This window comes from Streptomyces sp. NPDC006385, assembly GCF_040612485.1.
In the GTDB taxonomy this organism is placed as follows: domain Bacteria; phylum Actinomycetota; class Actinomycetes; order Streptomycetales; family Streptomycetaceae; genus Streptomyces.
In genome coordinates this window covers 113,930-133,027 of record NZ_JBEXQG010000020.1, presented here as the reverse complement: position 1 = coordinate 133,027, position 19,098 = coordinate 113,930, and the positions used below count along the sequence as shown (strand labels likewise).

Annotated in this window: 19 protein-coding genes and 3 pseudogenes; 10 read left to right on the top strand and 12 right to left on the bottom strand. The window is 70.6% G+C overall.

Going from position 1 to position 19,098, the window contains the following annotated elements:
- The 3 genes and pseudogenes from ABZ078_RS18380 to ABZ078_RS18370 form a co-directional block, all read left to right on the top strand.
- Positions 1-300 (top strand): annotated as a pseudogene (locus ABZ078_RS18380) (ornithine cyclodeaminase family protein); the annotation flags it as partial.
- A 109-nt stretch (positions 301-409) separates the two neighbouring features.
- Entirely contained in the window at positions 410-1,702 is a 1,293-nt protein-coding gene (locus ABZ078_RS18375) for an FAD-dependent oxidoreductase (RefSeq protein ID WP_356576419.1), read from the top strand.
- A 70-nt stretch (positions 1,703-1,772) separates the two neighbouring features.
- Positions 1,773-2,888: a mandelate racemase/muconate lactonizing enzyme family protein gene (locus tag ABZ078_RS18370; protein WP_356576417.1), complete on the top strand. Its 1,116-nt coding sequence runs from the start codon at positions 1,773-1,775 to the stop codon at positions 2,886-2,888.
- Between the two features lie 211 nt (positions 2,889-3,099).
- On the opposite strand, the gene ABZ078_RS18365 is transcribed toward ABZ078_RS18370, so the two are convergent.
- Positions 3,100-3,834 carry a helix-turn-helix domain-containing protein gene (locus tag ABZ078_RS18365; protein WP_356576434.1) on the bottom strand — a complete coding sequence of 245 codons (735 nt, stop codon included), beginning with the start codon at positions 3,832-3,834 and terminating at the stop codon, positions 3,100-3,102.
- A gap of 804 nt (positions 3,835-4,638) precedes the next feature.
- Here ABZ078_RS18365 and ABZ078_RS18360 point away from each other — a divergent pair.
- On the top strand, positions 4,639-4,992 hold the full coding sequence (locus ABZ078_RS18360; RefSeq protein ID WP_356576415.1) for a hypothetical protein: 354 nt from the start codon (positions 4,639-4,641) through the stop codon (positions 4,990-4,992).
- Between the two features lie 176 nt (positions 4,993-5,168).
- Positions 5,169-5,303 (top strand): annotated as a pseudogene (locus ABZ078_RS18355) (DNA alkylation repair protein); the annotation flags it as partial.
- Positions 5,304-5,503: 200 nt separating this feature from the next.
- Here ABZ078_RS18355 and ABZ078_RS18350 read toward each other — a convergent pair.
- Complete coding sequence (locus ABZ078_RS18350; RefSeq protein ID WP_356576413.1) at positions 5,504-6,451, bottom strand: helix-turn-helix domain-containing protein; 948 nt, start codon at positions 6,449-6,451, stop codon at positions 5,504-5,506.
- 100 nt (positions 6,452-6,551) lie between these two features.
- Here ABZ078_RS18350 and ABZ078_RS18345 point away from each other — a divergent pair, with 100 nt between their 5' ends.
- Positions 6,552-7,580, top strand: a complete 1,029-nt coding sequence (locus tag ABZ078_RS18345; RefSeq protein WP_356576411.1) for a saccharopine dehydrogenase NADP-binding domain-containing protein — start codon at positions 6,552-6,554, stop codon at positions 7,578-7,580.
- A 118-nt stretch (positions 7,581-7,698) separates the two neighbouring features.
- Here the strand turns inward: ABZ078_RS18345 and ABZ078_RS18340 are convergent, their stop codons facing one another.
- Both ABZ078_RS18340 and ABZ078_RS18335 read right to left on the bottom strand, forming a co-directional pair.
- On the bottom strand, positions 7,699-8,355 hold the full coding sequence (locus tag ABZ078_RS18340) for a class I SAM-dependent methyltransferase (protein ID WP_356576409.1): 657 nt from the start codon (positions 8,353-8,355) through the stop codon (positions 7,699-7,701).
- A gap of 188 nt (positions 8,356-8,543) precedes the next feature.
- Complete coding sequence (locus tag ABZ078_RS18335) at positions 8,544-8,816, bottom strand: hypothetical protein (protein WP_356576407.1); 273 nt, start codon at positions 8,814-8,816, stop codon at positions 8,544-8,546.
- Positions 8,817-8,983: 167 nt separating this feature from the next.
- Between ABZ078_RS18335 and ABZ078_RS18330 the strand changes: the two genes are divergently transcribed.
- Genes ABZ078_RS18330 through ABZ078_RS18320 form a run of 3 tightly spaced genes read left to right on the top strand, consistent with a single transcriptional unit; the run spans position 8,984 to position 10,436 of the window.
- Positions 8,984-9,112 carry a hypothetical protein gene (locus ABZ078_RS18330; protein WP_356576405.1) on the top strand — a complete coding sequence of 43 codons (129 nt, stop codon included), beginning with the start codon at positions 8,984-8,986 and terminating at the stop codon, positions 9,110-9,112.
- Entirely contained in the window at positions 9,109-10,020 is a 912-nt protein-coding gene (locus tag ABZ078_RS18325; RefSeq protein ID WP_356576403.1) for a hypothetical protein, read from the top strand. The genes ABZ078_RS18330 and ABZ078_RS18325 overlap by 4 nt, the downstream gene beginning before the upstream one ends.
- Positions 10,020-10,436 (top strand): hypothetical protein, encoded by a 417-nt coding sequence (locus tag ABZ078_RS18320; protein ID WP_356576401.1) that lies wholly within the window; start codon positions 10,020-10,022, stop codon positions 10,434-10,436. The genes ABZ078_RS18325 and ABZ078_RS18320 overlap by 1 nt, the downstream gene beginning before the upstream one ends.
- Positions 10,437-10,527: 91 nt before the next feature.
- Here ABZ078_RS18320 and ABZ078_RS18315 read toward each other — a convergent pair whose 3' ends face one another.
- From ABZ078_RS18315 to ABZ078_RS18305, 3 genes and pseudogenes are all read right to left on the bottom strand, one after another.
- On the bottom strand, positions 10,528-10,833 hold the full coding sequence (locus ABZ078_RS18315) for a hypothetical protein (RefSeq protein WP_356576399.1): 306 nt from the start codon (positions 10,831-10,833) through the stop codon (positions 10,528-10,530).
- Positions 10,834-10,870: 37 nt separating this feature from the next.
- Positions 10,871-11,798: pseudogene (locus ABZ078_RS18310) on the bottom strand (RHS repeat protein); the annotation flags it as partial.
- A 133-nt stretch (positions 11,799-11,931) separates the two neighbouring features.
- Positions 11,932-12,996 (bottom strand): methyltransferase domain-containing protein, encoded by a 1,065-nt coding sequence (locus tag ABZ078_RS18305; protein ID WP_356576397.1) that lies wholly within the window; start codon positions 12,994-12,996, stop codon positions 11,932-11,934.
- A gap of 277 nt (positions 12,997-13,273) precedes the next feature.
- Here ABZ078_RS18305 and ABZ078_RS18300 point away from each other — a divergent pair, with 277 nt between their 5' ends.
- Positions 13,274-13,996, top strand: coding sequence for a DinB family protein (locus ABZ078_RS18300; RefSeq protein WP_356576395.1), 723 nt, complete (start codon positions 13,274-13,276; stop codon positions 13,994-13,996).
- A 15-nt stretch (positions 13,997-14,011) separates the two neighbouring features.
- Here the strand turns inward: ABZ078_RS18300 and ABZ078_RS18295 are convergent, their stop codons facing one another.
- The 5 genes from ABZ078_RS18295 to ABZ078_RS18275 form a co-directional block, all read right to left on the bottom strand.
- Complete coding sequence (locus tag ABZ078_RS18295; protein ID WP_356576393.1) at positions 14,012-14,629, bottom strand: TOPRIM nucleotidyl transferase/hydrolase domain-containing protein; 618 nt, start codon at positions 14,627-14,629, stop codon at positions 14,012-14,014.
- Positions 14,630-14,755: 126 nt separating this feature from the next.
- The gene (locus ABZ078_RS18290) at positions 14,756-15,616 is read right to left on the bottom strand and encodes an oxygenase MpaB family protein (protein ID WP_356576391.1); all 861 of its coding nucleotides are present in this window, start codon (positions 15,614-15,616) and stop codon (positions 14,756-14,758) included.
- A 68-nt stretch (positions 15,617-15,684) separates the two neighbouring features.
- Complete coding sequence (locus ABZ078_RS18285; RefSeq protein WP_356576389.1) at positions 15,685-16,173, bottom strand: MSMEG_6728 family protein; 489 nt, start codon at positions 16,171-16,173, stop codon at positions 15,685-15,687.
- Positions 16,174-16,699: 526 nt separating this feature from the next.
- Positions 16,700-18,319 carry an NAD(P)/FAD-dependent oxidoreductase gene (locus ABZ078_RS18280; RefSeq protein WP_356576387.1) on the bottom strand — a complete coding sequence of 540 codons (1,620 nt, stop codon included), beginning with the start codon at positions 18,317-18,319 and terminating at the stop codon, positions 16,700-16,702.
- Positions 18,312-18,827, bottom strand: coding sequence for an SRPBCC family protein (locus ABZ078_RS18275; RefSeq protein WP_356576385.1), 516 nt, complete (start codon positions 18,825-18,827; stop codon positions 18,312-18,314). The genes ABZ078_RS18280 and ABZ078_RS18275 overlap by 8 nt, the downstream gene beginning before the upstream one ends.
- Positions 18,828-19,098 lie beyond the last annotated feature (271 nt).

Below are 19,098 nucleotides of genomic sequence, written 5' to 3'. Positions count from 1 at the left end.
GCGCAGGTGCACGTCAACGCCATCGGCGCCTACCGCCCCACCATGCGCGAGCTGCCCGACGAACTGCTCGCGGGCAGCACCGTCGTCATCGACGAACTCGATGCGATCCTGGAGGAGTCCGGCGAGATCATCCACGCCCTCGAAGCCGGCGCCATCACCAAGGACGCCCTCACGGAACTCGGCACCGCCCTGACCGCCCCTGCCGCGGACTACGGCAAGCGGACCGTGTTCAAGACCGTCGGCGTCGCCATGCAGGACTGGGCCGTCGCCCGCCTGCTGGCCGACAAGTTCCTCCCTTGAGCCGACCGCCGGACCCGACCCGACACGACCCGCCCCGACTCGACACGACCCGACACGACATCGACTCGACACGACACGACACGACCCGACGGAAGAGAAGCGGACCACGATGACAGACAGTGCAGTGATCGTCGGTGCCGGGGTGATCGGCCTGGCCACCGCCTACCGGCTCGCACGGGACGGCCTGTCCGTCACCGTCGTGGACGCGGCGCACGCCGGGGCGGCCCGGGCCTCGGTCAACAACGCCGGGTGGATCGTCCCGATCATGTCGGCTCCGGTTCCGGCCCCCGGAATGCTGGGACACGCCCTGCGCTGGATGGCCCGGAAGGACAGCCCGCTCTACGTCCGGCCCTCCCCGCGCCCCGACCACGTGCGCTTCATGCTGAGCATGCTGCGCCACTGCAACCCCAGGGACTTCGAGTACGGCGTCGAGGCTCTCGTCTCCCTCAACGAGCGGACACTCGCGTCGTTCGACGAGTACGAGAAGGACGGTGTGCGCTTCGAGTACCACCGCACGGGCCAGCTCCTGGTGTTCACCACCCGGCAGACCATGGACGGCTACCGGGCGACCACGGCGCCCGTGGAGCGGATCGGCCATACCGCCGTGCCGCTCTCCGGTGACGAGCTCAGGGATCTCGAACCAGCGCTCGGCAAGGAGGTGCGTGTCGGTCTGCACTGTCCGCAGGAACGGCACGTGGACCCCACGAGTCTGGTCGAGGGCCTGGAGAACCGCTGCCGGGAACTCGGTGTCCGCTTCCTGTACGACACGCCGGTCACCGACATCCGGTCCAAGGGGCACGTGGTGACGTCGGTCCTCGCCGGGGGCGAGGAGATCAGCGGTGACCTGTTCGTCCTCGCGGCAGGGGCGCACACCGGACCACTGACGCGGCTGGCCGGCTTCCCGCTGCCCATCCAGCCCGGCAAGGGATACGGATTCGACGACACCAGCGGCTCGGTGACACTGCGGCACTCGGTCTACCTGGGTGAGGCGAAGGTGGCCGTCACACCGCTGTCCAACCGGCTGCGATTCGCCGGAACCATGGAGTTCGGAAGCTCCGACACCACCCTCGACCCGCATCGCCTGCGCGGAATCGCCCACTCCGCCCACACCTACCTGCCGGGCTTCTCGCCCGCCGCACAGCCGCAGGGCTGGACCGGACTGCGCCCGATGACACCCGACGGGCTGCCGGTCATCGGCCCCCTCCCGGGCAAGGACAACCTGCTCGTCGCGAGCGGACACAGCATGCTCGGACTGACCCTGGCACCCGTGACGGCGGACATCGTCTCCGCCCTCGTCAAGGCGGGTCCTCACACTCCCACGACGGCTCACACAGCTCGCCCCTTCGCCCCACAACGCTTCGCCTCACGGCGCGGCCCGGCTGCGGCACACCGAGCCTCATAGCTGCCCATCCGCATCCGCCGCCGCATGAGACACAGAAAGCAACTGGCACAAGGCATTTCAGGAGAGCTGCATGAGAATCGACAGCATCGAGGTCTACGGCTATGACCTCTCCTACCGTCATGGCGCATACGTCATGTCCGGTGGGCGGAGCAGCGAGAAGCAGTCCTCGACCGTGGTGCGGCTCGTGACCGACGAGGGGATTGAAGGGTGGGGCGAATGCGCGCCCCTGGCCGGTAGCTACCTGCCGAGCCACACGGAAGGCATCCGTGCGAGCCTGAGTTGTCTCGCCCCCCTTCTGGTGGGCCTGGACCCAAGAAACACCGGACTCGTCAACCTGGTGATGAACCGGCACCTCAGGGGCCAGTACGGAGCCAAGAGCGCCATCGACATCGCCTGCTGGGATGTCCTCGGCCGGTCCTCCGGGCTGCCGGTGACCGACCTTCTGGGCGGCCGCGTGGCGGAGGACTTTCCCCTGTACGTCGCCGTGCCTCTCGGCAGCGACCAGGACATGGTCGCCTTCGTCAAGGAGCGGATGCTCGAGGGCACCGGGACGTTCCAGCTCAAGGTCGGCAACCAGCCCCACGACGACATCCGCCGTATCCAGGCCGTTCTCTCGGCCGTGGGTGAGGAGGGGACCGTCATCGCCGACGCCAACGGCGGCTGGGATGTCCTCGACGCCCGAACGGTCATCGCCGCCGTGCAGTCCTCCGACGTCATCATCGAACAGCCCTGTGTGGAAACCCGTTCCTGTGCGCTCGTCCAGCAGGGCAGCCGCCGCCCCCTGGTGCTGGACGAATCGATCGTCACGGTCGGCGATGTCGCGGAAGGCCATCTGACCGCGGGCGCGCACGCGGTGAACATCAAGCTCGGACGGGTGGGCGGACTCACGGCGGCGCGGATCATGCGCGACACCGCGATCGGCCTCGGCATGAAGGTCACCCTCGAAGACACCTGGGGCGGAGACCTGACCAGCGCCGCGGTCAGCCACCTCGCCGCCGGCACGAACCCCGCTTCCTTGCTGTCGGCGTCCTTCTTCAACGACTGGACGAACGAGCACATCGCCGATTACGAGCCTCGGTCGCGCAATGGCCGCGGATCGGCCCCCACCGCCCCTGGCCTCGGGATCCAGGTCGACCCCGGCACACTGGGCGCTCCGCTGTTCGTCGTGCGGAACAACCAGCCATAAGGCTGACGGCCGTCGAGCAGGCGATGCTCGACGGTGAGGCGGGGGCGCGGTCGCGGTCGCGCTCGGGGCCGCGCTCACGATGGCCCTCTCGGAGACGTTTCGACGTCAGCGGCAACCACTCCCCCACCCGCGCAACCCTCAACCTGGTTGGGCAGGTCCCGCTGTTCCTGCTCAACGATGAGTTGCAGGCCGCCCGCGATCTGAACGTAGCTCAGGTGGCGCTGTCCGAGGTCGCTTCGGGTTTCGTGTGGAGGATCTCGCGGGCTTGGTCCGCGGCGCGGGCGAGGCTTTCGGAGACGAAGTCGACGAAGCGGGCGATGTTCTCCAGGCGGGCGGCGGCCGGGGTACCGGGGCCGAGGATGCTCACGCCCTGCCGGGCGACCTCGCCGAGGTGGGCGGTGGATCGGGCGCCGGCCATCGTGGATTGGTACAGGACGTCGTCGTCGACGACGTAGCGTTCGCGGCGGCGTTCGTCGCGTTCCCGGCGGATGAGGCCCTGGCTTTCGAGGAACGTGACGGCTTTGGAGACGGACGCCGGGCTGACCTGGAGCCGCCCGGCGAGTTCGGAGGCGCTGAGGCTGCCGGTGTCGGTGGTGTAGAGGCCGGCCAGCACCCGGGCTGTCATCTTGGGCAGGCCCGATTGCATGAAGACGGTGGTGAACGTCTCCTCGTACTCGCGTACGGCCTCGGCATCGCGTCCGTGGGCCAGCGGGGGTGTGTTGACGTCCCGGGGCGCGGCCCTTCTGCGGCGGTGGGCGCGGCGTTCGGTAGCACGGTGGGCGAGGTCGGCGCGGTAGGCGGTGGGGCCGCCGTTGCGCATGACCTCGCGTGTGATGGTCGAGGTCGGACGGCCCAGACGTCTGGCGATCTCCGCGTAGGCGAGTCCGTCGGCCAGCCCCAGCGCGATCTGCTGGCGTTCCTGCTGGGTGAGTCTGCCTCCCGGCATCGCGGTCTCCTTCGCGGTCTGCGGTGTCTCCACCATAGCGTTCACTCCCACCCTATTGCAATGAAGCAGAGTGGACGTTGTTGCATTGCTTTTAGTTCATTGCAATGCAATTGATGCGGCTACCTGCGCACGCGCTACAAGCGCTGCAACGACATTTTCACCTCATCCATGAATGCAACGTAGCGTTTCCCGTATAAGAAACAACGCGCTGAAAGGGCGCGCGCTGCAGAAGAAGCAGAGCACCATGCAGACGGCAGCCCTCGCCGAGTTCCGGGGCGTCGGACGGCTCGGCGACGTCTCGATCGTCCGCCTGGGCGGCCCTGCAGATCAGCACCCAAGAGGGCGACCTGCGTATCACCGAGGCCGCGCGCGGCACCATCACGCTGCGCACCGGACACGGCGACATCCAATGAGGCTATCGAGGAGATGGTGAGACCTTCACCGCGACCGTGGCGCTGCGACTGGTGTCCAAGCCGAAGGTCACCGGCCACTCGCTCGCCGAGGAGATGCAGCGGCTGATCCTGGGGCCGCTCGGGCTGCCCACCGGCATGCGTGCTGTACATCAGCGTCGCGTGGCCTGCCATGCCGTCGTTCCTCGGACTTCGACACCCGATATGTGCCCTCGGGGGCGAACATTTGAGTACGTGACCGATTAGGACGCCATATTTGAGGTGGTACGGAACGCGGTGTAACACAGCGGCGATTACAAGACGCTGAAGGAGGCAGAGAGGGGTCACAGTCCAGGTTGAACCTTGCCGCCCGGGACGACCCTGCCTAAAAGCAACGCGTCAGATTGGATTCCCCGTGAACGACACCGGACCGGCTTCCGGATACCCGACATACGACCAGCCACCGGGGCCCGACCGCTCCTCATCCAACCAGGCCACGGCACGCAGAGCAGCCCTCACGATCTGCACGATCGCCGACATCGCCGCGGGCCTGCTGGGTCTGTGGATCGTCCTCTACCTGCTCGACGCGAACCAGGCCAATCCCTTCGTCGAGTTCGTCCACGCTATGGCGGACTGGCTTTCCGGATGGGCACAGGACATTTTCACCATGGACACAGAATCCCTGCGCGTCGTCCTCAATTATGGCCTTCCAGCCGTCATCTATCTACTGATCGGTCACGGAATCGCAGCCCGGCTCAACCGAGCCTGACGGCATCACAGACCCTCATTCAAAAACGGCGCAAGCAGCGAACCGGCGAAATCCCTGACCGCCTGCCCGTTCAGGGATTTCGCCGCCAGGCAGTCCGAGCGCCTCGCCCGGGTCACGGCCCCGCCCGTCCCACGGCGCCGGACCGGACGAACGTCACCTCGCTCACCCATCCTGAACTCTGCCGCCCGAAGGCGTTCGAGCGGGGCGAGTGGGACGTCGTGTCGCGCGGGGCGCGCACACCCAAGGTGCCCGACTGGCTCGTGAACCACGTGGTGAAGCAGGACCCGCACGCCGCGGAGCTGCGCCTGGCCTGATTTGCGGTGACTCCACCCGGCCCTGAAGCCTCACATCGCCTGGACGCTCCGGGTGACCGTACGAATGGAGGCGTGCACGCCGGACTTGTGGAGGAGGCGTTCGACACTGTTCCCCGTTCGTGCCGCCGGGCCAGTGGCGGCTCGCTCGGCCCGGCGGTGGGCATCGCCGCGGTCCCGCCGATCCCGGCCGACGATCTTCAGCGGGGCCTGGCGCGGCGGAAGGTGCGGCGGTAGGTGTCCGGGGGGACGCCGACCGTGCGGTTGAAGTGGCGGCGCAGTGTGGTGGCGGTGCCCATGCCGGTGGCCGCCGCGATGGTGTCGACGCTGTCGTCGGTTCTCTCCAGCAGTTCCTGGGCGTGGCGGATGCGCTGGGTCAGCAGCCATTGCAGGGGGGTGGTACCGGTCGCCGCTCTGAAGTGGCGGCCCAGGTGGCGCGAGCTCATCCGGGCCTGGCGGGCCAAGTCCTCGACGGTCAGCGGCTGGTCGAGCCGTTCCATGATCCAGGGGAACAGGGCGGCGAGCGGGTGGTCGTCCTGGGCGGGCACCGGGGTGGTGACGAACTGGGCCTGGCCGCCGGCCCGGTGGGGTGGTACGACCAGGCGGCGGGCGACGGCGTTGGCAACCGACGAGCCGTGGTCGAGGCGGACGAGGTGCAGGCACAGGTCCATGGCGGCGGCCTTGCCGGCGGAGCTGAGGACGCTGCCGTTGTCGACGTAGAGCACGTCCGGGTCGACCTCCACCCGGGGATGGCGGGCGGCGAGGGCCTCGGTGTGCGCCCAGTGCGTGGTTGCGCGCTTTCCGTCCAGCAGGCCGGCCGCGGCCAGCACGAACACGCCGGTGCAGAGGGAGACCACGCGCGCGCCCGCCTCGTGAGCCGCGCGCACCGCGTCGACCAGGTCCGCGGGCGGGTCCTCGTCGACGTCGGCCCAGCCCGGGACGATCACGGTGTCCGCGTGTGGGAGCCGGTCGAGCCCGAGGTCGGGCTCCAGTTGGAATCGGCCGACCCGTACGGGGGCCGGTCCGCAGACGGTGAGGTCGTACCAGGGGACCGCTACGCCGGCCGGTGCGGCGGCGAACACCTCGTACGCCAGGGACAGTTCGAAGTGCAGCATCCCGTCGGTGACGGCCAGCGCGACAGCTTTCATGTCCGGAATTGTATGGGCCGTGTCGTTCCGGACACTCGTGGTGGGGGCTCGCTCTCGTGAGGATGTGTGGGTTGGGTCGTTCGAGCACAAGGGAGAGTTCATGGAGTCGGGGCAGTTGGTGGCGGTGTTCGGCGCGTACGGTCACACCGGGCGGTTCGTGGTGGCGGAGCTGCGCGAGCGCGGGTTCGTCCCGGTTCTCTCCGGCCGCGACGCCGACAGGTTGCGCGCGTCGGCGTCCGAGTCCGGGCTCGAGGCGCGGCCGGCGTCGGTCGACGATCCGGCCTCGCTCGATCGCGCGCTCGCCGGGGCGGCGGCGGTGATCAACTGTGCCGGGCCGTTCGCCGTGACGGCCGCCCCCGTGATCGAGGCGGCTCTGCGCGGCGGTATCCCGTATGTCGATGTGGCGGCCGAGATCGAGGCCAATGTCGACACGTTCGCGCACTTCACGGACCGCGCCCGCGCTACAGGTGCGGTGATCGTCCCGGCGATGGCGTTCTTCGGCGGCCTCGGCGACCTGCTGGCCACCGCGGCGATGGGCGACTGGACGGCGGCCGACGAGGCGCACATCGCGTACGGGCTGAGCGGTTGGCACCCCACGGACGGGACGCGCGCTTCGGGTGTCGTCTCCCGGGAACGCCGGAACGGGCGACGGGTCCGCTACGCGAACGGGCAGTTGGAGTACCGCACCGACAACCCGCCCATCCTGAAGTGGCCCTTCCCCGACCCGATGGGCACCCGGGCGGTCGTCGGGGAGTTCACGATGGCTGACGTCGTCACCATTCCCAGTCACCTGTCCATCCCCGACGTGTGCACCTACATGGCGATCGAAGCCGCCGAGGAACTGTCGGCCCGCGACACACCCGCGCCGGCCGCGGTCGATGGGCATGGGCGGTCCGCTCAGACGTTCCTCGTCGACGTCGTCGTGCGCTCCGGCGGCACCGAACGGCGGGCTGTGGCAAGCGGCCAGGACATCTACGCCGTCACCGCGCCGCTCGTCGTGGAGGCGGTTGAGCGCATCGTCACGGGACGGACCAGGACGGTCGGTGTCGCCTCCGCCGGCGAGATCTTCGACGCGCCCGACTTCCTGCGCGCGCTGTCCTCGCACATCGCCCTGGACTTGCGTCCGTAACGGGTGGGTTGTGGACAGTGCCGGTACGGACGACCTGTTCACGGTGACGGAGTCGCTGCGGCTGTTCGCGGACGACGAGGTGGGGTGCCAGGGGGGAGGAGGGCTGGCGTTGCGCCGCTCAGGGCTGATGCCATACGAGCGTGTAGCGCCAGAACAGCCGTCGTCGCAGCCGCGCACCGGGAAGGACGTCTCTGGTTTCACGGACGATGTCGTCGAACGTCATGTCCACTGAGCGAGTGCGGGCCGTCATCGAGACCGGCAGGGGCGAGCGGCGGCCTTTGTTCTTCAGCCAGCCCATGGCGGCGTTGGCCGGAACGGCGACGACACCGAGCAAGTGGTCCACAGGGGTCCGCGCGCGGGCCAGGCCGACGATGACCAAGGCCCCTCCCGGCGCCAGATGTCGGCGGAAGCAGTTGAGCGCCTCGGCGAACGGCAGGTGGTGGATGGTGGCGACGCACGTGATGACGTCGTAGGAGTCGGCGGGGAACTCGGCCATCGCATCCGCCACGGTGAAGGTCACGGCAAGCTCGGCCGGAGTGAGCTTCTGGGCCCGGGCGGTGATCGCCGGATCGGAATCGACCGCCGTCACCGCGGCGGCCCGGCCGGCCAGGAGCCTTGCAAGGTCACCGCTGCCGGAGCCGATGTCCAGGGCACGGTTGAAGCGTTTGGGCAACTGCCGCAGGATCCAGCGATGGTAGTGGGCGTTGTGGTCCCAGGGGTAGGTGTCATTGAACCGTTCGAGAGCCCTCAGGACACGAGGCGACGGGAGCTTCATCCACTCAGTTCACCAGGTACCGGCAGCGTGGACAACACGCCGGGACCCCTCGGTTCGTCGTCGTGTCCGGGTCCCGGAGACCGGCCGGAGACCTGACCCGAGCCTGCCGTCACCACCCGCCCGGGCCACCACGACCTACGGCAAGGCCGAGACCCAGGCGTGGGATCGGCTCCACCCGTGCAAGTCGGTCACTCGCCCGCAGCGCCGCAGTCGTATTCGTCCACTGCCCGGAAGGCCGGAACGATGTCCTCGCCGTACAGCGGGTCCACGACGTCGCGGGTCTTCGCGCCCGGTTTCAGCCTGCTCGCCGAGGTGTCGATCGCGTTGAGCACGGCACGGAACTGCTTGGCGATGTCCGGCGGCGCGCTCGCCTGCATGCTCCGGCCGGTGTGGGTGATCAAGGCGGCCCTCTGCCGCAGGTCTTCCAAGTCCAGCGGCTGGCCTTGCAGCGCCTCGCCCACGTCGGAACGGAAGACGAGTACGCCGACCTGGAAGGTCTCCAGATCGAGGCAGAAGGCCGAGGTGGGCGCTGTTGCGGCCGGCCTTGTGGTCGAGGTGCTGGGCGAAACCGGGGTCGATGCTGCCTGTGGTGTGTCGTCCGCAGAACTCGAACAGCCCACCGTCATCAGTGTGGCGACCAGCGTGCTACGTCTTCGTCGCGGCGCTGACCGCCATGCGTGACAGCGAGATCCACGAGATCGAGCGCGGGGCGCTCACCCAGTACTACGGCGCCCCGCGCTCGCCTCCCGGAAGGTGAAGGGGGATGACTCGCGGCCCCGTGGCTACTGGTGGATCATCGAGCCCGTCGCGCGGGCCATCGCGGTCGCTGAACAGCTCACCCGGCACGACACGAGGGTCTTCACCGCGGTCATCGCGCGGGCCGAGGAGGGCGAGGGTGGCTTCGACGCCGCGAGGGACATCGACGACTTCATCGCCACCGTCAACGCCAACCGCGAGCACACCGGCCTCGAAGAGATCCCTGAAGGGCTGGTACGGCCCCACATGTTCCGTCACACCATGTCGATCATCGCGGCCCAGGAACCCGACGGCGAGATCGCGCTCGGGCTGCAGCTCAAGCACGCCGCCCGGCGGGCGATGGCGAACCGCACCACGCTCGCCTGCGGCAAGCCGGACGCGAAGTGGGTCAAGGAGTTCGACAACCAATTGCAAGTCGCCGCCGCCAAGAGGCTGGTCTCCCTGCTCCAGGCCCGGCGAGTCGGCCAGACCATCGCCGTCGGCCCCGGCGCCGCGCGATTCCACGCCGGACTCGACAAGGTCAACGACGCCATGGATCAGGCCGGGACGCTTCGCGCCCAGGTCGCCGACGAACGTCTGGAGATCACCCTGCTGCGGGACGAGTTCGCCGACCTCCACCTCGGCACGGTCAACCACTGCCTGTGGAACGCCCCTACGGCCGAGTGCCAGAACCAACTCCCGCGCGACCAGCGCGGCCAGGCACCACTGCTGGGGGCATGTCAGCCGTCCCGGTGCCGCAACTCGGTACTGACACTCGCCCATGAGCCGATCTGGCGGATGGAGGAGGCCGATCTCTTGACGCTTCTGAAGAAGAAGCTGTCCATGCCGCGGCGCGAGCAAGCCATGGCCCGACTCGCCGAGGTCCGCTCGGCAACCGCGCAATTCGACAAGATGAAGGAAAACGCCTGATGCCGGTGTCCGCCGCCACCGAGAAGAAGCTCCGCGAGGCCATGGCCCGTCTGCTGGCCGGTGAGCCGCTGCACACCGACGGCGCGCTGACCAAGGAGAACCTGGCGCGTGAGGCGAAGGTCAGCCACGCCACCGTGCACCGGGCCGAGGAGGTCCTGGCCGAGTGGGACGCCAAGGTCGCGCGTCCCGTGCTCCGTACGCCGGGAGAAGTCCAGCGCGACGAAACCATCGCTGACTCGCGCAAAAGGCTCCGCGAGGCCACCACCAGGGCGACTCAGCTGCAGGGCAAGCTCGACGCGCTCGCCACGGTGACGGCGACCCTCTACTACGAAAACCTCGAGCTGAAGAAGAAGACGTCCGTCCAGGGACAGCGCCGCATCGCCGCCCTGCCTGCGTCGGGCCCTTGGCTGGAGTAACTCTGCAGGTGGGACGTCCACTGAGTCCTGTGCATCGTGACATTTACAGGTCACGGCTCTGTTGCGAGCCTCTCGGGTGGTGACGTGGCGCCTACCAGTAGGTACGCGTGATCTTGTCAGGCAGTCGCCCCTGCCGCTCCCCTTCCTGGAAGATCGCCGATGCCGCGATCAGGAAAGCACGGCGGAGTTTCGGGTCCGGCTCGGGATTTTCCACATTCCCGATGTCTTTGTCGAGGCGCATGTCACCGAGGGTTATCCCCTCCAGCGTGCACGGGCGGGCGACTGATCCCTCCGGGTCGATCAGAATGTTTCCGGTGACACCTTCCGCGGTTTCCCAGGCGTAGACGGATCCCGCTTCCAGAGAGTGGATCTTCCTACACGTCAGTGATGCTGTCACGGGGATTCCCACCAGTTCGCTCGCGCCAGGGATTTGATCACCTGAACCCTATACCGTCCGCCGCGGGCGCATGTTCGTCCCAGGTGTGGCCGGCGGCCAGGGTCGCCTGATGGGCGCGGCGATAGTTCTGGTCGCCGTGCTGACGCATCCAGTTCGACTCGCACAGTTCATGTGCGAGCAGATCGAAATCACTGGGGTGTGGATTTCCGTTCTGAAGGCGTTCCCAGGCCCTGGCGATACGCGGATTGGCGTCGAATCGCAGCATTCCCGCGTCGAGTTGATGCGCTTCGATGAACAGGTGGTTGTAGATCTGATTGATGTCGGCCGCGGAATAGCCGTGCGACGCCGCGGTCTGCGCCACCCGGTCGAGCTGGGCGTCGGCACGGATCGCGTCATAGGCGTGGTCCGCCCATTCCAGCTCGAAGTCCATCTCGCTGCGCGGCCGCCGGAAGGACGAACCGCCGGACTGCAGCTCCCCCTCCGTGGCCACCGCGGTCCGCCGCCACCCGGTCAGCCCGCCGACCCCGGTGAGGACCAGCTGCTGGGCGAGTTCGTCGGCGGTCTCCGCGTACAGATCGGCGAGCGCGTCGCAGCCCTGCTGCCGGAGCATGTACTCGGCGCGGTAGAGCCGGTAGGCGGGGCGGACGGGGAGGTACTTGTCCACGAACGCGCCCGCGCCGCCGTTCTCACCGGTGAACGCGTACTGGCGGGCGTGCAGGTCGAGATTGCCGGTGCCGGTCTCGTACCGGGCGCCGGTGTACGACGGGGTGCTCGCGGGCGCGCCGCTGGTGGTGGTGTTCAGGACGCGGGTGCCGAACGAGTCGTAGGCCCAGCGCTGGTAGAGGGTCCCGGTGCTGCCGGCGACGTCGACCGGGGAGCCTTGGGTGTCGTGGTGGTAGTAGAAGAGTTGCCCCGGCGCCGGTCTTGGTGGCGGTGGGCTGGCCGAGCGGGTCGTAGCGGTAGGTGGACGACGGGGGAACCCGCCTCGTCCAGGACGTACAGCCACATCCCGGTGTACGTCGCGCCCCGCCTCCCCCGGGCACCACGGGGCCGCGCCGACACAGGCGCGGCCCACCCGACACGGCTCGGAGAATGCCGTCACCGGCGGCCCGTGTCCCCTGGCATCAGCTGCACCAGGAAGGGCTGTGCGCCGAACAGGCGCAGCCGCTGCACGTGCACGGGAGTGAAGTCGTGCGCGAGGGCAGTGGCCAGGTCGTCGCCGTCGGGCAGCAGCAGTACGGCCCTTCCGTCAGGTGCCAGCACGCGGCGCAGCTCCGTCCACCAGCGGGTAGGAGCGGTGGCGAGCAGGCCCCGGGCGGGGACTTGACCACCCCACGGCGGATTGCACAGAACACGGTCGACGGCGCCGTCGGGGAAGGGCAGCCGGCCGGCGTCGACACGGCGGATCACGACAGGCAGCTCACCGGCGTTGGCACGCGCCGCGGCGACCGCGTCGGCGCTGAGGTCGAAGCCGTGGAGACGGGCTCGGGGTTGGGCGAGTGCCGCCTCTATCAGCACTGTGCCCGCGCCGCAGCACGGGTCGAGGACGACATGACCGGGGCGGATGTCGGCGAGTGCCGCCATGGCGGCCGCGAGCGGTGGGTGCAGTGTGCCCGGGACGGTGCGCTGCTTGTACGCGCGCCGGTGCAGCGGCCGGTCCTCGAGCCGGAGCATGAGCACGGCCCGGCTGCCGTCGAGAGTCAGCCGCCACCCGCAGCAGCCGGGCGGCGGCGCGGTCCCCGTGCGCCGCGAGTGGTACGGGACACCCAGCCGCGCCGCCAGCGCCCGGCCGACGGCATCCTCGACGTCGTACCGGGTGAAGGAACGCCGACCGAGGAACGAGGCCGAGACCTCGATGCCGGTGATCTCGCCGGCCGGAGCCGTCACGCCGCGCCGTAGGGACAGCAGGTGCTCGGTGTCCATGAGGTCGACGAGTTCGGCGAGGTCGGCCACCGCGTCACGAGCCGCTCCGATGTCGGGGCGTTGGGCGGCGAGCAGGAACACGTCGTCAGCCGTACGCAGCGACGGCGCCACACGGCGTGCGGCGAAGCGGACTTCGCGGTGACCCAGATCGGTGACGGCACCCAGACCGGACGCCACGACCTCGGCGGCGACCACGGCCTCCAGGCCGCGCAGACAGCGCGCCACGAGGGGCGTGTGCATGATGTTGTTCTTCTTCCACGTCGGCACCCGGGGCAGCGCTCCGCTGCCCCGCCTCGTCGGCGACGGGAAATCCTCGCTTCGCCGACGGCGCCTAACGGAGGTGGAAGAAGTACGTCATGGGCAGCAGTCTAACCGACTCGTCGACTCGGTGACTTGGAGGGCAGCCGGTCCAACTCCTCTTCGTCGACGAGGAATTGCGTCGCGCCCCCGTGAGGCGGGCCGCTAGCCTCGCTCCGGAGCGCAGCGTGGGCGAGACGCGACCGCGAAGGGGGCCGGCATGGAGCCGGAGGGTGTGCGGACGGACCGTTTGGGCGTGTTGATCGACCAGTTCGACAAGGCCAGAGAGACGGCCCAGGTGCGGCTCACGGGGCTCAGTGACGAGGAGTACCTGTGGGAGCCGGTGCCCGGTTGCTGGTCGATCCGGCGTCGGGACGAGGCCGTGACGCCACGAGCGTTCGGGCCGGGCGCATGGGTTCTCGATCAGGGCGCCGCGGACATCCCGGCGAGCGAGTACGCGGAGGTCGCCCGGCAGGCCGCCGGCGGCATGTCCGTCGACAAGATCGCCGAGGACTGGGGCGTGAGCGTCGAGCGGGTCGACGAGGTCCTCGCCCACACCGGTGAGCCGGAACCCGACGCGGCGCCGGTCACCACCATCGCCTGGCGGTTGGGGCATCTGCACTTCCACTTCGCGGGCGGATGGGAGTGGACCTTCGGTGAGCGGCGCCAGGAGCCGAAGCTGCTGGTCGACTTCACGCCCTCCGCCGACCTGGCGCTCGAGCGGTACTGGGCGCTGATGGACCGCTGGCGCGACAGCGTCGCCGCGCTCACCGACGAACAGCTCGACAGGGTCGGCTTCTCGCAATACCCGTACGCCTCCGACGCCGACGAGCCGTACATCAGCGTGCTGTGGGGCGCCAACTACGAGTTCATCCACCACATGGCCGAGATCGCGTTGCTCCGGGATCTGTGGCGGGCCCGCTTCGCCGCTTCCGGCCTCTGATCGGCGCCGCCGCGGTCACACGCTCGCGAGGAGGTCGTCGAGGGGAGCGGGCACGCGCTGGGAGTCGAGGGCCTCGACCAGCAGGCGGCCGTAGCGGATCTTGCGGCCTTTCTTCGTGCCGAGGAAGCGCCGCATCTGCTGCTGCGAGGGCCGGCCCTGCTGTGCCGGTTGGCGCAGGAAGGTCTGCCATGCCTGGAGTTCGCCCTCGGCCTCGACGATCTCCTCGACCCGCGCGACGCCCAGGGCCCGGATCAGCTCGTCCTCCAGGTCGGACACACACACGAAGACCCCTTGGCGCGGCGCGCGGGCCCGCTGGAGACCGCGGTCGTAGAAGCGCCGCTCGCCCTCGTCGCACAGGCCGGTGAGGCGCAGGCCCAGCCCAGGCGGCCCCAGGAGGGCGGCGTAGCGGCCGACGCTCATCGCTCCGCCCATGGGCAGGACGCACACGCCCTCGGCGGGCAGGTCCCGGCCATGACGCGCGGCCAGCGTCTCGACGGCCGCCAGGTCGCTCGGCCCTTCCAGCAGCACGGCGGTCCGCACGCGCAGTCGTTCGGCCAGCTCACACGCCGGGCCACCGGGGTTGCCCGCCGCCCAGCCGGTGACCGCGTCCCGGAACGCCCCCATATCCGCCATGGGGTGATTCTGCTCCTGTGGGGGCGTGTCCGGCACGGAGTTTTCGTCGGCGCCGTTCAAGGGCTTCGAGGGGCTTCGAGGGGCTTCGAGGGGCTTCGAGCGGCGCCCTCCTCCGGGCGCGGGCGTTCACGTCCGACGGGTCTGGCGCGGTGGCCGCATCGCCCAGCGGATCGTCCGGGTCAGGGCCTGGCCGGCGGGGCGTACGGCGAGGTCCTCGACGACCGGGACCCGGGGCAGCCAGAGCATGCTTCGGGCCCAGGGTGGGAGCAGTGCGACGGCGTTGGCGGCGAGGCCGCCGTAGAAGGGGCGCACGGGCAGGGGCAGGGGCGGTTGGAAGATCAGGAAGCGGGCGGCGGAACGGGCCTCGGGGGTGGCCCGGAGTTCGGGGCGGTAGGCGGCCAGGCGCGCGGACAGCTCGCGGCGGTCGCGGGGCGGGTCGGTCATCCCCAGCGCTTCGGCGACGCGGGCGGTGTCGGCCACGTAGGCGTCGTAGGCGGCAGCGTCCAGCGGATGCGCTCCGTAGCGTTCGTGGGCGCGCAGGAAGCTGTCGGTCTCGGCGGCGTGCACCCAGCCGAGCAGGTGCGGGTCGGCCGCGTGGTACGGCACGCCCTCGGGCGTGGTCCCGCGGATGCGGTCGTGGATGGCGCGGACGTGGTCGACGGCCCGCTGGGCGTCCTCGGCGGTGCCGTAGGTCGTCACGGCCAGGAAGGTGCTGGTGCGTTGCAGTCGGCCCCACGGGTCGCCGCGGTAGCCGGAGTGCCCGGCCACCGCCGCCATGGCGAGCGGGTGCAGGGACTGCAGGAGCAGGGCGCTCAGCCCGCCGATGAACATCGAGGCGTCACCGTGGACCGTGCGGATCGGGCGGTCCGGTCCGAACCAGCGCGGGCCGGGGGTCTGGTGGATGCGGGCGCGAGTCGCCGGTCCGTCGGGGCCGGCGACACGGCGGAACAGGGCCTGGCCCAGCTGTTCACGGACGACGGTCAGCATGGTCGGCCTCCCCTCTCCTGCTGCCAGTGTCCGCGATTGCGGCCGGATTCCGGGCATGGGGGGCTGGTTCACGGGCCGGTGGGCGCGTGCCGTGGTTCGCGGTCCGATGCCGGCCACACGTAGGGCAGGTCGTCGGGGACGCCGGGGAACAGGTCGCCGTACACGTCGCGGTCCTTGCGGATCAGGGCCGAGCGGTGGCTTTCGTGGAGGGCCTCGTCGCCGAGCCAGGGCGGCAGCTCGCCGGCCGCGGCCAGGTCCGCCTGGTCGCGCACCGGGGTGCCGGGCCGGTACGCGGCCAGTCCGGCGACCAAAGAGGCGGCGCAGCTGTCCTGGTGTCCCCGCTCCCGCCAGACCCGGCAGATCTCCAGGCCGTAGCGCACGAGTGCCTCCTCGTACCCGGTCCACATCCGTACGGCCGGGTGGCGGCGCCATCCGTAGCCGGGGACGGTGAGACCGCGCAGGATCTGCAACGTCTCGACCCGCTGCTTGCCCAGCCGGCGCCGGTCCAGGAGCAGGGCCGTCTGCCGGAAGTCGGGGTCAGGCAGGAACGTCTGCATCGGTCACCGGCTCCCTTCTCGCGCGGGGCGGACCGCTCGTGGGCGGCCGATGCGCCGGATCCGGCGCCGCGGGGCACGCGGTGGGAAGGGGGTGGAAGGCGGCGCGGTCGGCCAGGCCGTCGGTGCGAGGGGCGGGTGTACTCGACGGTCGTCGGACGGGTCCGAGGCGAGGAACGGGCCGCCCACGGCGCTGCCCGCTGACGTCGACCTCGACGGTCAGGGCCGGGCCCGGCAGGGACGCGGTCACCGCGGGCCAGGGCGGCGCCCACGCCAGGGGCCGCACCGGTGCCGACGACCATGCGGTCGGCGAGCGGGCTGCTGCGCACGGGCTGCGTCTCCTTCCTGACCGGGGTGGAAGTCCTGTTCCTGGCCCGGGTGAAGTCCTGTTCCCGGCCCGGGTGAAGTCCGGTTCCCGGCTGGGGTGAAGTCCTGTTCCCGGCCGGGGCGAAGTCCTGTTCCCGGCCGGGGTGGACGTCCTGTCGGCCGTTGCCCCGCTCGCCTGCCCCAGCGGGACGGCGGCGTGGGGTCAGTGTCTGGTTCCGGTGCGGTCGCGTCGGGTCAGGAGGCGTTGCGCGGCGGCGAGGCCGGGGGGCCGGTGGCGGTGCAGCGCGGCCCGTGCGGCGTTGGCTCCGGGGGCGCCGTGCACGCCGCCGCCCGGGTGGGCCCCGGCGGAGGCGAGGTAGAGGCCGGGGACCGGGGTCTCGGGGCGGCCGGTGCCGGGGACGGGGCGGAAGAGGAGCTGCTGGTGGAGCGCGGTCGTGCCCCCGTTGAGGGCGCCGCCGCTCAGATTGCGGTCGAGCGCCTCCAGGGCGGGGGGTGCCAGGATGCGGCGGGCGCGGATCAGGGAGCGGAAGCCGGGCGCGAAGCGTTCCACCTGGCGTTCGACCCGGTCGGCCATGCGTTCCTGGTCCTTGGTCTCCCAGCTTCCGGTGATGCCCTCGTCGGCGGCGTCGGCGCCGATCTCGTGGGGGACGTGGGTGTACGCCCAGGCCGATTCCGTGCCCAGCGGTGAGCGGGTGGCGTCGGCGGTGGTCATCTGGCCGAACAGCAGGAAGGGGCGGTCCGGGACCTGGCGCATGGCGATCTGCGCGGCGAACCGGGTGAGCTCGTCCATGCCGTCGGCGAGGTGCACGGTGCCGGCCCGGGACGCCTGCTCCGCCTGCCAGGGCACCGGGCCGTCGAGCGCCCAGTCCACCTTGAAGGTGGCGAAGTCCCACTGGAAGCGGCGCAGGTCGTCCAAGAGCTGCGCGGGCAGGTGCTCGGCGGCGAGGAGTTCGCCGTACAGGGCGGGCACGGACACGTCCGCCAGCACCGCCCGGCGTGCCGTCACCGCGTCGCCGACGGCCGTGCGCACGCCCACGGCCCGCCCGTCACGGACCTCGATCCGCTCGACGCGCTGCCGGCAGCGCACCCGGCCGCCTCGTGCCGTGAGGCGTCGGGCCAGGGCCTGGGTCAGGGCACCGGAGCCGCCGACGGGGACGGGGAAGCCGTACGTCTGCCCGAGCATGGCCATCAGCCAGCCGAAGCCGCCGCTGCCCGCCGATTCCGGGGCGAGGTCGGCGTGCAGGGCGTTGCCCGCCAGCAGCAGCCGCCCGCCCTGGCCGCGGAACTCCTCCTCCCCCAGCCGGCGCACCGGCAGGACCAGGGAGCGGGCCATGCGCAGCCCGCCCGCGGCCCGCAGCCGCAACGCCAGCCGCGTCCCCGCGCGGACGGGCGGGAAGGGGGTGAACAGGGTGCCCAGGAGGTCGGGGTGCAGGCGCTGCCACACCTCGTGCAGCCGCCGCCAGGCGGCCCCATCGCCCGGGGCGAAGGCCTCCAGGGACGCGGCGGTGATCTCGACGTCCCGGTCCAGAACGGCGCAGCGGCCGTCGGTGAGGGGATGCGCCAGGACGCTGGGCGCGTGGCTCCACCGCAGCCCGTGGTCCTCCAGGCGCAGGGCGGCCAGGACAGGCGAGGCGGCTGCGAGGGGGTAGAAGGAGCTGAACAGGTCGTTGACGAAGCCGGGGTCGACGCCCCGGTCGTGGCGCACCGCGCCGCCCGGCTCCGGCTGCTCCTCCAGCACCTCCACGCTCCACCCGGCGTCCGCCAGCACGTTGGCGGCCACCAGGCCGTTGGGGCCCGCGCCGATCACCACGGCGTCAGGCACTGTAGGCTCCGGCTCCGTCGCCGCGCGACACCGCGGACATGACCGGCTCCCGCTGTGCGGCGTCGCGGCTGTCCCTCGCCTCGCTCTCGCACAGCCGGGCGAGCCGGGCGAGCATGGCGCGGTGGCGCAACTGGATGAGCACCTCGAAGCCGACGTTGTGCAGTCGGCCGCCCGCTCCTCGGAGGGGGTGTTCGTCCACGATCACCAGGCAGTACTCGCCCCACGGCCGCAGCTCGATCGCGATGCGGGCGGTGCCCAGTGCGCCGGCGTGGGCCTCCAGCTCCAGGCGGACGCCTTCCTCGCAGTGGCGGACGACGGTCTCGTTGACCAGTTGGGCGGGGCCGAGCCGGACCTCGTAGCGGATGGCGGCGTCCCGCTGCGGCCACTGCCCGTGAACCGGGCGGGACCGTGAGGTTCCGACCACCCATTCCGCGTACCGGCTGCCGTCGGCGAGGACGGCCCATACGGCGCTCGGGCTGACTCGGATCAGACGATGGCGAACGGCCACGAAGACCTCCAGGGTGGCTGGGCCGGGTTGTCCGTCGGTCGCCCCGAGTGCCCGCGCAGCGTCGGCCCAACCAATCGATCCTCAGTGCCCGTTCCGCGCGGGACCTCCGGCTTCGTCACACGCGTATCCAGACCTCCGAAGTGCGCGGGTCCACGGTGGCCCTCCTCTCCACCCGATCCGACTGGAGGGGGCCGGCAGTGAGACGAAGGCGATTTGCGGCAGGTGCGATCGGCGCGGTCTCGGGGATCGCGCTCGGCGCGGTTCCGTCCTG